The sequence below is a fragment of the Mesorhizobium sp. WSM4830 genome, from assembly GCF_055811495.1.
Genome location: NZ_JBVVQI010000022.1, coordinates 19,990 through 33,309 on the forward strand (window position 1 = coordinate 19,990; position 13,320 = coordinate 33,309).

Annotated in this window: 10 protein-coding genes; 9 read left to right on the forward strand and 1 reads right to left on the reverse strand. The window is 60.4% G+C overall.

Annotation, left to right across the window (positions count from 1 at the left end; genetic code table 11):
* The first annotated feature begins 41 nt into the window (after positions 1-41).
* The 3 genes from AC0L2Y_RS24200 to AC0L2Y_RS24210 are packed head-to-tail and all read left to right on the forward strand — an operon-like array spanning position 42 to position 10,042.
* Positions 42-2,879: a leucine-rich repeat domain-containing protein gene (locus tag AC0L2Y_RS24200; RefSeq protein WP_473559964.1), complete on the forward strand. Its 2,838-nt coding sequence runs from the start codon at positions 42-44 to the stop codon at positions 2,877-2,879.
* Positions 2,880-2,904: 25 nt separating this feature from the next.
* Entirely contained in the window at positions 2,905-9,363 is a 6,459-nt protein-coding gene (locus AC0L2Y_RS24205; RefSeq protein ID WP_473559965.1) for an RHS repeat-associated core domain-containing protein, read from the forward strand.
* A 31-nt stretch (positions 9,364-9,394) separates the two neighbouring features.
* A complete protein-coding gene (locus AC0L2Y_RS24210; RefSeq protein ID WP_473559967.1) occupies positions 9,395-10,042 on the forward strand; it encodes a hypothetical protein in 648 nt (215 codons plus the stop codon).
* A gap of 263 nt (positions 10,043-10,305) precedes the next feature.
* Here the strand turns inward: AC0L2Y_RS24210 and AC0L2Y_RS24215 are convergent, their stop codons facing one another.
* Complete coding sequence (locus tag AC0L2Y_RS24215; RefSeq protein WP_473559969.1) at positions 10,306-10,566, reverse strand: hypothetical protein; 261 nt, start codon at positions 10,564-10,566, stop codon at positions 10,306-10,308.
* Positions 10,567-10,700: 134 nt separating this feature from the next.
* Here AC0L2Y_RS24215 and AC0L2Y_RS24220 point away from each other — a divergent pair, with 134 nt between their 5' ends.
* The 6 genes from AC0L2Y_RS24220 (at position 10,701) to AC0L2Y_RS24245 (ending at position 13,306) form a co-directional block, all read left to right on the forward strand.
* Entirely contained in the window at positions 10,701-10,916 is a 216-nt protein-coding gene (locus AC0L2Y_RS24220; protein ID WP_352493294.1) for a hypothetical protein, read from the forward strand.
* Positions 10,891-11,100 carry a hypothetical protein gene (locus AC0L2Y_RS24225; protein ID WP_352566596.1) on the forward strand — a complete coding sequence of 70 codons (210 nt, stop codon included), beginning with the start codon at positions 10,891-10,893 and terminating at the stop codon, positions 11,098-11,100. The genes AC0L2Y_RS24220 and AC0L2Y_RS24225 overlap by 26 nt, the downstream gene beginning before the upstream one ends.
* A gap of 162 nt (positions 11,101-11,262) precedes the next feature.
* Positions 11,263-11,589 carry a hypothetical protein gene (locus AC0L2Y_RS24230; protein WP_473559971.1) on the forward strand — a complete coding sequence of 109 codons (327 nt, stop codon included), beginning with the start codon at positions 11,263-11,265 and terminating at the stop codon, positions 11,587-11,589.
* A 155-nt stretch (positions 11,590-11,744) separates the two neighbouring features.
* Positions 11,745-12,035, forward strand: a complete 291-nt coding sequence (locus tag AC0L2Y_RS24235) for a hypothetical protein (protein WP_473559972.1) — start codon at positions 11,745-11,747, stop codon at positions 12,033-12,035.
* A 664-nt stretch (positions 12,036-12,699) separates the two neighbouring features.
* Positions 12,700-12,900: a type II toxin-antitoxin system HicA family toxin gene (locus tag AC0L2Y_RS24240; protein WP_473560105.1), complete on the forward strand. Its 201-nt coding sequence runs from the start codon at positions 12,700-12,702 to the stop codon at positions 12,898-12,900.
* 4 nt (positions 12,901-12,904) lie between these two features.
* Positions 12,905-13,306, forward strand: coding sequence for a type II toxin-antitoxin system HicB family antitoxin (locus AC0L2Y_RS24245; RefSeq protein WP_473559974.1), 402 nt, complete (start codon positions 12,905-12,907; stop codon positions 13,304-13,306).
* The last annotated feature ends 14 nt before the right edge of the window (positions 13,307-13,320 follow it).

The window sequence follows — 13,320 nt, forward strand, 5'->3', positions numbered from 1 at the left end:
GCTCGCTTGATCCGCATCTGAGCCTCGAAAGGAGAAACCAGATGAACCGCATCGCCCGATCGCTGCTCCTCCTCCTCCCGGTCCTGCTCGTGACCGCGGCCGCCGGCCCGGCCCGCGCGGACGAACCGAAGGTTGTGTTGTTCGAGGATCCGGCCCTGGAGGCAAACCGGTTGCACTATCCGCTGCTTATCTCGGACGGGCGCGGCTACCGTATCCGCTGCAAGGACCAAGCGGACGAGGAAGCAGTGATCCGTGGACTTGGCTTCGCGACGGTTCCCTCGGAGGTGCTAACTGCCGTCGATAGCGCGATCGTCGCGGCTGATCCCGCCGCCAACCCGCTGCTGTGCCCATCGGGTGAGACATATCCGATCAAGGTGTTCGCGCACGATAATGGCAGCGGCCTCGTCTATTACCTGCAATTCCCCTCCGACTTCGGCGCGACGACGTTTTCTGACCGGCTCTACATTCCTGGCTGCTCGCTGCTGGTCACCGACTTGAAGCTCAACCTCGACCAGGCTCTGAACGCTGACCCGACGCCGTTCTTCGCCGGCAAGATCCACACCATCGCATGCCTCTCCGGCGCGCCGCCGGTCAACAAGCCAACGACCTTCGCCAACTGGTGCGTCAAGGGCGACCGCACGCCGGCAGAAACGGCGACCGTAATGGCGGTGCTCGATTCAACGCCCGGTGGGGTATCGGCGCTTGGCAATCCCGCCGCCTGCGACGCTGCACAGACCTTCCTGGAATCAATCACGACGCTAAATCTGAACGGCAAGGGCGTGCAGTCGCTCGAGCCGATTGCGGTACTGACGAACCTCGCCAGCCTGTCGATTGCCGAGAACTCGATCGCCGATCTCGGGCCGCTAACCAAGCTCAAGGCGCTGACCTTCCTCGACATTTCCGGCAATCACATCAGCAACATCAACGCGCTGACGCCGCTGACCGCGCTGACGCGAGCCGACCTCTCCGACAACGACATCACCGACATCCGCGCACTGTCAGCGCTGGCGTTACTCACGAACCTTACACTCGACAACAACAAGATCGGCAACCTTGAGCCGCTGCAATTCCTGCAGGCGCTCTCGACACTGTCCATCGGCAACAATGGCCTTGCAGGCGACATGCTCGAACCGCTCAGCGCGCTCGGCGGCCTGACCAGCCTCAACCTTGCCAACAACAAGATCGAGACCTTCGCCAATCTCGGAAGCTTTCCCTCGACGCTAGCCATCAATCTCAGCGGCAATCCAATCGTAGCGGACGGCGGGCAGAGCTTCGTTGACCTATGCGTGCTGCACCGCGACGCCGCGACCCCGCTTGGGCAGACCATTCGCGCCATGGTCGAATTGGAGGGCGGCGGAACATGTTCGGCGGTCGGCAACAAGCTGCTGGCGACCACGGCGCTCGACCTGTCGTCCAAGATCGTCAGCGACCTGCGTCCGCTCGCCACATTGCCGCAACTCACCTCGCTCAACCTCTCGAGCAATAACATCACCGACGTCGCGCCGCTCGCCGGCTTGACCAATCTCGGCATACTCAACCTGTCGAAGAATTCGATCGCCAATGTCCGACCGCTGGCGGCGCTGTCGGGCTTGATCAATCTCGATCTTTCCGACAATCCTGTACAGGCGACCGATTTCCTGTCGGCATGCCTGATGCGCAACCAGACCGACTTTCTGACGCCCGCGCAAGCCGCCGAAGTAAACGCGCTGCTGTCCATCTCAGGCAAGACTGTCTGCGGCAAAGCCTATGACGATCTCAGCTCACGCCAGTTCGCCGACGCGAAGAACCGCGGGTTGACCAGCGTCTCGCTGTTCCCGGTGATGGGCAATCTTACCTCCATCGACCTGTCCGACAACCAGCTGTCCGATGTCTCGGTGCTGTCGGCGATACCGGGACTGACAAAGCTTTGGATTCGCAACAACCAGATCACCTCGATCCAGGGAATATTGCAACTGCGCCGCCTCGAACAACTGAATGTCGACGGCAATCCAGTGTCGAACCTGATCGGCATCGGGGTACTCAACAAGCTGACCAAGCTCTATTTCTCGAACACGCACGTGCAATCAGTAACGCCCTTGGCGGACCTGCCGTTGCTCGACGATGCCGGCATGCGCAACCTGCCGCTACAGTACGCCAGTTTCGCTGAATACTGCACCGTCTACCGGTTCGATTCGATCGCGCTCGGCGACGCGCGCGGTTTCATGGCGGCACTCGACAGCCGCATGCAGGCCGAGCATGTCGACAGCACCGATTGCAACGCAGCCCAGAACTGGGCGCAGTCACTGACCAGCCTGTCGCTGAACAAGAAGTCGATTATCGCCGTCAATCCTGTGGTCTATTTCCGAGCGCTGGGCGAACTCAACCTGTTCGACAACCTTATCACCGACGCCTCGCCGATCGCATCGCTTACGGAGCTTCAGAAACTGAACCTCGCCACCAATCGGCTGTCGGCGATTCCGCGCTTCGGCTCGAGCGGCCTCAAATACATCTACCTGAATGACAACCAGATCAGCAATGTCGGCAATCTATCAAACATGCAGGCGTTGACGGATGTCGATCTGCGCAACAATCGGGTCTTCGATGCGCTGCCACTCGGCTCGCTTCCGGCGCTGTCGGTCGTCGATCTGAGGGGCAACCGGATTGAAAACTTCTCTCACGTCCATCCGGTGATCGGAAAATCCTATCTCGGTAACAATCCGATCTGCTCGTTCCCGCAGCCGCTCCTCCAGCAAGTCAGCGAAGCCTGCAAGCGCGAGCCGTTGCGCATCTTCGATGGAAACATTCACCTGCAAGACGCGATTGCCGTCCAGCCCTCGGTCATCTGTCCACGCCCGAACTGCTTACAACTCATCATCGTGAGCCCGCACATTCATCAGTAATGCCTGCATCCGGAGAGGTAGCCCCATGTTCGCAAAGACCTTTGCCATCCTCGCAGCCCTGACCGCCAGCGCCGCAGTGCTCGGTTCCCCGGCACACGCCGAAGACAAATCGGCGACATCGATCGTCCAGTTACCTGCGGCCGGCGGCACCGTCACGCAGGAGGAAGGCAGCTTCACGCTGAACAACAACACCGGATCGGCGAACTTCACTTTGCCGCTACCCAACCTGCCGACGCGCGGCCAGTTCGGGCCGCAAATGAGTCTCACCTACAGCCAGTTCGCGGGTGACAGCGGCAACGGCCTCGGCATCGGCTGGCAGTTCAACACCCAGGCGATTGCCGTCAATGACGATCTCGGCACGGCCTTGCCCGGCACCAAACCCGGCGGCGACTTCTTCTCCCGCCTATCGTACATGGGCGCGCGGCTCGTCTTCGTCGGAAACCAGAACGGCGTCTGGGAGTACAAGCCCGAATACGCCGAGGATTTCGTTAAGATCCTCTACCACACTGGCACGTTCGACGTCGTTTCGCTCGACCTGACGGGTGGGCTGCACACCGATACCATCTCCTCGGGCTTCGAGGTGACAAACGCCGACGGAACGCGGCTGATCTTCAGCGGCGATCGATCCGTGGCGGAGGGCAATTTCGACGTAGCCGCGCCCTACGTCACGAAATGGCCGCTGGTTCTGCAGGTCAACGCTAACCGCGAAGCCGTCCGCTATGAATACCAGCGTTTCGGTGGACGCAGCTATCTCACAAAGGCCAGCTTCGCCGGCGGCCAGAGCAGCTATCAGTTCGACCTGATCGAAACGCAATCCACGCTCGTCAGCCACACCAATGGCAGCAAACAGGAGAACGCCCGGCTCTACGGCAAGATGACGGCCAAGTTCAAGGACACCGTCTACGCCCAATGGTGCATGGGATATGTCGGCCGTGACACGAATGACACCTCCAAATTCGTCGTCCGGGCGCATCCGGACTGCCTGGCGAAGGCCCAGGCCGACCTGACACCGCTCATCGACACGCAGTCGGTCAACGTGCTGGACCAGCTGCGCGTGCTCTACCGATATGGCGATACCGGCGGCGAGGCGCTGGCGCAATCGACGCTGAAGTTCCCGGATATCCACTTCGGCTATTCGTCGTGGACGAGCGCCGAGCTGGCGTCGCGCGCCGTCGTATTCGAAGCCCCGAAGATGGCGTTCGCTGGCGACATCCCTCCGCAGAATTTCGAGTTGGCCGACCTCAATATGGATGCGCTGGTCGACATCGTGCAAAGCAGGGATGATGGCGCGACCGTGCATCTTGGCAGCGGCGACCTGAACAGCGCCTTCGGCGACACGACCCAGCTCGTCCTGTCGCGTCCGACGGAGGCTGGACTGATGCGCCAGATCGCGCCCCGGCTCACTGACAACCGCTTCGCTTTTGCCGACATCCTTGGTGACAGCTTCGTCGATATCGTCGAAATCGAAGATGGGCTGATGCACGTCTATGACGGCAGGGCCGACGGGACCTTCCCCTATCTCGGCCGGTCGATCCCGCTGCCCGGCGTCTCGCCGACGACATTCGCGGGCGGCAACGGCCGCTTCAACGACGTCAATATGGACAGCCAGTCCGATATCGTCACGACGCGCCTCAACGCTGATGGGCGCACCGAATGGCGGATATTCCTCAATCTCACACGGCGCCAGGCCGATGGCGGTTACAGCGTCAATTTCGGCGCGCTGACCAAGGCGTTCCCATTCAACAGTCAGGACGGCCAGATACTCGGCCGCAACAATGTGCGGATGGTCGACATCAACGGCGACCGGCTGCCCGATCTCGTCGTCATCCGTCCAGCCGACCAGGGCTTCTGCCTCTACGAGAACGAGGGCAACATCTTCTCGACGGACCCGAATGCGCTGCTGTTCGGCGATGCCGCGATCAACGATCCGCTCTGCGGTCACGGCACCTTCTCAAAGATCGGGGGCATGCAGTCCGGCGATAGCCTCGCCACGATGTGGTACATCGACGCCAATGGCGACGGCATCATCGATTTCGCGTCGATGGGCGAGCGCACCGACCAGATGCGCATCTGGCTCGGCTTCGGCGACGGGACCTATCTGAAGGATCCGCTCAGTATCGCGCTCAATCTGCGCGTTCAACTCGGGACGTCGACGCAAACCTTCGCCTCGCGCGTCGCGGACATCGACGGCGACGGCCAGACCGAGATCATCGTATTCCAGAAGCCGTCCGGCGACGAGGTAAAGCCCGTCGTCGTCATCGACTTCAACCGCACCGCGACTATGCAACTCGTCAAGGCGAACCTGCTGACGGTCGTCGACTTCGATTCCGGCCGCCGGCACGACATTCGCTATGCGACCTCGATCGACGAGATGCTGCGCGACCGCGCCAACGGCCAGCCGACGCGCAACCTGCATTTCCCCGTTGTCGTCGCCAAGCAGCTCGTCACGTCGCAGGGCATACCAGGCCAGGTTCGCGCCCAGGTGCAGACCGACGAATATTTCTACCACAATCCCTTTTATGACGTGATCAATCGCCGCTTCATCGGCTTCTCGGAGGTCGAGAAGGTCGCTTACGGCGACGAGAACGCGGCCGGCCAGCGCGTCACGCAGCGTTCCAGCCTCGATCGCGAACAGTATTACACCTTCGCAGAAAGGGCGGCCGACCTGAACCTCGCCGGCAAACTAAAGATCCGCAAGACATACGAAGTAAAGCCCGAGGCGACGCTCGTCGCGAGCGCTGAGACAACCGAGACGCTCGATCCATCAGCGGCAGCGCTGCACTCGCTGTCGACCGCTACGCGCAGCCAGAAGCTGCCGACGACCGGCATGATGCTGAAATGCGAATCGTCGGCGTGGGAGGCATTTCCGCGTGGCGACGGTTCGTCCTATCTCAGGAAGGTCAAGGAGACGCTGACCGACTCCGCCGGCGAGGCCGAACAGCAGAATGCGGCCGATCCCGAATGCAAGGATCCGGTCAAGACCCAGACCTATGCCGGTTTTGACGAATTCAACATGCCTACGTCGGAGACGGTCGAGGTGCGCGACATTCCGGGACCGGAGCGCCTGACGGTTCCTGGCTTCAATCGTACAACCCAGACCGACTACACGCAGTCGCGCGCCGATCTGGCGGCGCTCGGCATCGTCAACGCGGCGTCCGAGCAGCGTATTCTGGCCGGGACCCGGTTGCTCAGCCGCGAGAGTTTCACCTATCTGCCAAATTCCGGCGGTCGGATGGGGTCGCGAACGCTGGAAGTACTGTCGGGGCTTGGCGCCCTGCCGCCCGCGTTCGAACAGTTCCGCAACGCCAGCCGAAAGCTGGTGAAGACTATGGGTTACGATGTCTTCGGTAACAGTATTTCGATCGCCGACGAACTCGGCGTCACCGAGTCGGCGATCTACGACCCAACCGGCACCTTGACGCTCAGCTACACCAAGGCGTCGGGCGGTGCGGCCGAGCTCGATCAGACGACGAAAATGACCTATGATGGGCCGCGCCAGGGCACCATAGCGACGACGACAACGCCCTTGGGCATGGTCGTGACGAACAGCTACGACGCCCTCGGCCGCAAAACCCGGGAAACGGCCACGGATGGCGCCGAACGTTTCTACACTTACAAGATCGGCGAGCATGGGCTGCCGTCGCTCATCCTTACGGCGCGCCGCCGCTACGCGAGCGCTGCCGAGACACCGGAAGGCGAGAGCGAGTTCATCGCGGACCTCGCCGCCTACGACGCCCGCAGCGAAAAGGTCGCCGATCTGGAGAACGTCGCTGAGGGTGGAGTGCGGGTCAATAACTTCTCACTCTACAACCGCAATGCAAAGCAGATCTTCCGCTGGACGCCTTTTGTGGTGAAAAGCTTCGGCGGCGTTGACAATCTCAACCTGCAGAAGGTGTTCGATCTTGGCGATGTTCCGCGCCCCGATCACGAAATCGGCAATGCCTACACCTATGACCCAGCCGGCCGGATGGTCCGCGAAACCCATCCGTCGGGCAAGGTGTCCGCCATGACCTTCCAACCGTGGGGCACGCTGACGATCACGACCTACAACGACCAGTTCGACGGCACCGTTCAAAGCAGTGAATATTCGCTGAAGAACGAGAACGGCGTGACAGCTTCCATCGCCAGCAATGGCGGCGGCACGATGCATATCTCCCGCTTCGTGCGCGATTCCTTCGGCTACCTGAGCGAAATCTGGCTGCCGGGCGAGACGACGCCGCGGCGGCTGATCTACAACTCCGTCGGCGACATCGAATTCCAGTCGATTCCGGGAATGGGCGACCGCTACGCCTTCTACGATGCGCGCGGTCGCCAATCGGTGATCGGGCGGATCGGCAACAATGGCGAAACGTCGGTCCAGACCTTCACCTACGACTTCCTCAACCGCAAGCTGACCGAGGTGAACGATGGCGTGGTTCACCTCGAATACCGCTATGACCGCGCCGTTCAAGTCGCCTCCGCGGCCGGGTTCGAAACGCCGATAGCGCTGCCCCTCGACAAGACGACCGAAGTGATCATTCACGATCCCAACGGGGCGTTCGACGCCGTCCAGCGCTACGCCTACAATGCGAACGGCCGGATGGTTACCCATGAGGTGGAGATCGATGGCGCGAAATACGCCGATCATTTCCACCACACGCTGGATGGCCGCATAGATTCGTCCGAAGGTCCGCGCGGCCTGGCGTCGAAATTCGCACTGGGGCCCGACAAGAACCTGCGGTCGGTGACAGTCACGCATCCCGATTTTTCAGGACCGGAGAAGATCATCGAGAATATCACCTACAATCCCGAATCACAGATCGAGCGGGTCGATTATCGTCTGGGCGCATTCACCCGGATGACCTACGATCCAGCCACCCTGTTCCTCACCCACATCGTTACGCAAGCCGGCGGCAAACCGCTGCAGGATTTGAGCATGACCTTCAACGCCAACGGCTCGATCACCCAGATCGTCGACGCGTTGGCGCAAGGCGCCGGCAGCGACGGACATGTCGACCGGTCGGGAACGTTCCACTACAATTTCAAGAACGAACTCGTGCGGATCGATCGTTACGGCCAGCAGGCCGAATTCGGCTATTCGGCGGCGGGAACGTTTGCCCGCAACGACGAGCTCGAGCCCGGCGCGCGGATAGCGCCGTCCGCCGGCGCCGTGACCGGCCTCATCCCGGCCGGCAGCGCATCGAAGCCCTACTCCTTCGACGGATTCGCCCAACTTGCGAAATCGCCGACCTTGACCGGAACGGTGTTCGACATCAACGGACGCTTGATCCGCGCTCAGACTGCGACCAATGAAGTGCTCTACGGCTACGATCAGACGGGGCGTCGCCTCTACAAGAAGGTCATCCCGACCGACGGATCGGGTCCGGAGCAGCTTTACCTCTACCCAGTCGACACGTTCGAGATCGGTCCGAAAGGCGAGGAGAGCTATGTCAACATCGCCTCCAGCAAGCTCGTTCGTCTGGAACACGGCACCGGCAAATGGTTCTACTATCTAAAGGATCATCTCGAGAGCAGCGACTATGTCATCGCCTCCGACGGCGTTCCCGTCGAGCAGATGCTCTACCGGGCGTACGGCACCGAACATGGGCCGGAGACGCTGGCCCCTGCCTGGGCCCAACACCTGACGGATGTCGCCGCGGAGCTGCCGCGTGAGAAGACCCACCATCGTTTCACCGGCAAATATCTCGATGACGATACCGGGCTCTACTACTATGGCGCCCGCTACTACGATCCGGCATTGGGGCGGTTCATTTCGCCCGATCCGCTTTACGTCGGCGATCCGGAGAAGTGTACCGGCAATTCGACGTCCTGCAATCTCTTCGCCTACGCCAACAACAATCCGATGGCCTTCCTCGACCCGACCGGCCTGAAGGAGATCGTTGCCGGCGACGCGGCCTACCGACGGCAGGTCGAAGAGGACATCCAGCGAATTGATCCGACCGCACGGGTCGACAGCAAGAGTGGCGAGGTATCGCAAAATTGGCTGCATGGCGCCTGGCTGGACGTGAAGAACTTCTTTGTCGGATCCAACTCCTTCGACAGCGGCCGCGAGTTGATGCGCCGGGTCATCGCCGACCCACAAACCACGACGATCCAGAACGAGCCGGGCGTCACCGCGGCCCGCAACAAGGATCCGTTGGTGAACCCGGAATCGACAAAGGGCGACGTGATCATCGGCTATGACCCGGCTGCGTCGCGCACACGCACGTCTGTTGAGTTCGACAAGTCCTCGGGCACGACTGCGTCCAATCCGGCGGATCCTGGCATCGTGCTCGGTCACGAGCAAATCCACGCCACGCACCGCATGGCCGGCCAGCATTCGGGGTTCAAGGATGCGCCCTACGTAGGTCTCGATGGCAAGTCATATGCTTTCCGCAACGAGGAAGCACGTACCATCGGTGTCGGCGGCACACGCCGACCCGACGACATAACGGAGAACCAGTTGCGCGACATGCTCGGCATCAAGCCGCGCGTCCATTGGTGACCGAGACAGCGACCAAGGAGGAGACTTTGACATGCGACTCCCGAAGCTTACGTCGATCCTCGCCGGTTCCGTGCTCATGTTTGCGGCAGCGGCAGCGGCGCAATCCATGAGCAAGCAACTCAAGGAACCGCAGGCCGTGCCGCTCGATTTCCTGACATGGATCCAGCGCGATCCGGCTTGGCTGCAGCAACAGATGGCTACGCTCGGCGCCGCCGGCGGGGTGAAAATCGGCAATGACATGCTCGAAACAACAGACGTGGAGGCGTTGAAGGCAGTTAACCGCATCCGCAGCTTCGCCTACCTCGCGGCGAAGGGATTGAATCCGCCCTATTTCGACCTGTCTGTCGCCGGCGCGGATAAGACCGTCCGATGCATCACCTCAAATCCCAGGAGCATCGCGCCCGACATCGGGCCGATGGACTTTGCGAGGACGTCATTTCCGGCGGAGGCCGCCGACCAAACCGAACTGAAATCCTGCACGGTCACAGGCAAGGGTGGAGACTATGCCGGCCTTGAACGGGCCGCCTTTCGAGACCGCTACTTCAACGCGTCAGGTACATTGAAGCCGGAATTCCGCGACCTCGGCGACGATCCAGCTTTCAAAGCCAAGGCGATTGACGAGGGCTTCTTCCTGACGACAGAGGACTATAGCGGCCTGTTGCAGCTGGACTTGCGGTAAGCGGCTACGAGTAGCAGCAACAGCCGCGAGCGTCTGGGCTGGCCCAGACGCTCGCGTCCTGCTGCCTTGAGTCAGGCATCGCTGGCTCGGCAAGCTGCGCCCTCTACCGTGTAACAGATCACCAATATGGCGAGCTGGAGGTGCCGCCGGGGCATCGCGACTTAACGCGAATGATCGCAAGATAGCGCTTAAGACCAGCCACACTCGACGATGAGCAGCATGTTGGCTTGGCGCGCCCCAAGCTGTCCATCGGCCCGCTGTGGTCATTTCCGCGTGGAGTATTCCTCCGGGAGTGGTAGAAGACCAAGGTTCGGCATGCGGTAGTCAGGCTCCTTCTCCGCGACAATGGCCAGCACCTCGTGCAATTTGTCGACCAGCCCACAAAGTTGCCAAAACAACGGGCCGCTTGCTTTCAAGTTGCGTTGCGCAGAAAGCACCGCGTCGCGGAGGCCTAGTGCCTCCCTTATGGTCTCCTCAGCGTCCCGAGCAAACAGTCTGTTATACCGGCCTTTTCGTCTGCCCATGTGTATCTCCTTGGCTGTAAGCACCCGCCAACACGCCGTCAAAATAGGAACATATTCCTCGCCGAGTCAATTTCGCTCTTGACATTTTTGTTCCCGTTTTGTTCAATTAAACAGAAACGATTGGAGGCATCGCCATGGACCACATCGTGACGCTGGACAGCCGCCAGGAGGCCGCCCTTCAGGCCATCGCCGACAAGTTCATTGCATTGCACAAGGGCGATGCGGTGAAGGCATTGAAGGAGATGATCGTGCTGAATGGACACTTGCATGAACGGCTTGATGAACTCTCGGCTCCGCGTCGGGCAAACATTAGGAGGAACGACAATGGGCATTATTCGCCTCGACGCTGAAGCCAAAGCTGAACTCCATTCTGAAGCGGTCAAGCTTATCGCCCGATACGAAAGCCCCCTTGAGACCGTAAAGGCGCTCATGGCGTATAACTGCGAGCTTGAGACTCAAATTCTGGCCCTCGCTCACCGGCACCCAGGACTGGTAGCGCTGGGTTACGACGACACGCCGCCAATCTTGGGATGAGCCATGGATATCGGAACGGCCGCCATGTCGCACGACGGGTATGGTGATGACGGCGAGTGACTCAGGATATTCGAGCCCAGAGGATTCGCGGCAAATATGCCAACCCGGGCCAGCCGGTGACGACAGCTCGCTTGTTTGCGGCATGACGGGGTCAAGTTGACCATGCAGGATCTTATCAGCTTTTTGGAAGCCAACTCCGCGCTGATGCTGGCCAACCCGGCCGCCTTTGCCAGTTTTGCGGTTCTTTTCGGAGGAGGCGGATTTGCGGTCGGCCGCTATTTGTTGACCGAGCGTCTCGCCAATCTGGAAAGCCGCATTGCCAGGCGTGACGAGGAAATCGCTGAGTTAAAAACCGGGAAAGTACAAAATGACGAGCCGTCGATGGTGCCCATAGTCGGCACCGCTGCAATAGGCTCACTCAGTCGAAGCGACCCTGTAGCTCTGGCCATCGGACGAGCCCAATGCATCCGGCCCGGCAACAGCAAATGAAGGACGACGAGTATACCGAAGGCCAGTTGTCCTCTGCAAAAAGGACGGAAAATGATTGTTTACTGCCTTCCACCCACGATACCTGCACCCTTGGCCAATCACGGTCCAGCTGAGCAGCAGAGCGAAGGCCGGATGCCATGCACCGGGTGACACCAATGACACGCCAGTCTGTTGCTGAAGATCTCGAAAGCGCAGCCCAGCGCATAGGCGACATCTCCCGCGCGGATTTGCAGATCCTCCTGCGTCGCGCTGCTTTGATGCTTCGAAACGTCGGTGGTGTGCCGCTGGAGCCCGCGACCGCAGATGCACTCGATTCCGTAGCAGCCGAGATGAAAATCGGCAGGCCAGACCTTATTCAGATCATTTTGCGAGAATGGCTGGAAACCAATGCCTATTTGCCGGTTCGGACGATCGATGAGGAAAGCGAGACGGACGGGAGCGCGTAACTACCCTCAGCTAGGCTGCGGAACTCATAAAAGCGAAGCGACGGTCTGATGACCCCCAAGGTCATGCTCGACAAGAATGCGCCACTGGCACTTTCATCGGTATAAACGGGCTTTGGCGCCAACGGCCCGGTGGAGAAACTCTACAAACCGTTCAATATGCCGCAGAGCCGGTACCACATATCGACCGGCGGTCTGTATGCCCATTTCAGGAACACCGGCTCGATGATTCCCAGCACGCTCGAAGCACAACGCGAGCCTGCATCGCAGCACACACCCCCGACGACTTCAGGCCATGGCTGCGGCCCCCGTCGGCTATCTGGTGGACGAAACCCTATGGCATTCTGGTCCGACGGAACGCCATTGGGCGGCCTCAAGCACTGTCGCCCCAGTTCTCCCACAACTAACGGCACCGGCATGGCATTGAAGGAGAAGACGGTTCGGTAGGCGCCGCCTTGTCCGGTCGTTCCGGCTATCAGCCCTGCCTTGGGTGGGGCGAGGCTGGCTTCTCTGCGGCGGCACGCGAAAGCGTCCGGGGAAGGCCTCGGCTCATTTGGTTTTGGTTTCTCCGTGTTTGAGGATTTGAGGAACGGTTCAGCTTGAGGACTGCGGCATGTAACCTGCGGCAATTCTCATGGACGATCGGCTATGTGTATCTATACACAACATGAAGAGTGCCAATGTCATTCACAGGGTCATTCACAGGCTGTTGGCGGATGGTTGGTGCGAAGTGGCCCGAAAAGGAAGTCACGCCCAGTTCAAGCACAATGCCAAGCCGGGCCGAGTAACAGTACCGCACCCCAAGCGCGACATCCCGATCGGCACTCTCAAGAGCATCGAAAGACAATCCGGCGTGAAGCTGAGGTAGAGAAATGCGCAATTACATCGGACTGATCCACAAGGAAACGGACAGCGACTTCGGCGTCTCCTTTCCCGATTTTCCGGGCCTGGTGACGGCTGGCGTCAGCCTGGATGATGCCCGCGCCATGGCCGAGGAAGCACTGGCCTTTCATGTCGAGGGGTTGGCCGAGGATGGCGAAGCCATTCCCGAGCCGTCCTCCCTCGACGACGTGATGTCGGACAAGGACAATCTGAGCGGTGTCGCCATCCTGGTTCCCTTGAAGGCCGAAGCGGCGAAGGTTGTGCGTGTCAATGTCACCATTCCGGAAGATGTCCTCGATCAGATCGATCGATATGCGGAGCGCCACGGCTACAGCCGATCCGGATTTCTGACCGCTGCGGCAAAAAAGGTTATGCAAATCGAGGCAGCGTAGCCCCTCGAAGGTCG

Coding starts and splice junctions, on each gene's coding strand:
- AC0L2Y_RS24200 (WP_473559964.1), top strand. CDS start 42: ATGAACCGCATCGCCCGATCGCTGCTCCTCCTCCTCCCGGTCCTGCTC.
- AC0L2Y_RS24205 (WP_473559965.1), top strand. CDS start 2,905: ATGTTCGCAAAGACCTTTGCCATCCTCGCAGCCCTGACCGCCAGCGCC.
- AC0L2Y_RS24210 (WP_473559967.1), top strand. CDS start 9,395: ATGCGACTCCCGAAGCTTACGTCGATCCTCGCCGGTTCCGTGCTCATG.
- AC0L2Y_RS24215 (WP_473559969.1), bottom strand. CDS start 10,566: ATGGGCAGACGAAAAGGCCGGTATAACAGACTGTTTGCTCGGGACGCT.
- AC0L2Y_RS24220 (WP_352493294.1), top strand. CDS start 10,701: ATGGACCACATCGTGACGCTGGACAGCCGCCAGGAGGCCGCCCTTCAG.
- AC0L2Y_RS24225 (WP_352566596.1), top strand. CDS start 10,891: ATGGGCATTATTCGCCTCGACGCTGAAGCCAAAGCTGAACTCCATTCT.
- AC0L2Y_RS24230 (WP_473559971.1), top strand. CDS start 11,263: ATGCAGGATCTTATCAGCTTTTTGGAAGCCAACTCCGCGCTGATGCTG.
- AC0L2Y_RS24235 (WP_473559972.1), top strand. CDS start 11,745: ATGACACGCCAGTCTGTTGCTGAAGATCTCGAAAGCGCAGCCCAGCGC.
- AC0L2Y_RS24240 (WP_473560105.1), top strand. CDS start 12,700: ATGAAGAGTGCCAATGTCATTCACAGGGTCATTCACAGGCTGTTGGCG.
- AC0L2Y_RS24245 (WP_473559974.1), top strand. CDS start 12,905: ATGCGCAATTACATCGGACTGATCCACAAGGAAACGGACAGCGACTTC.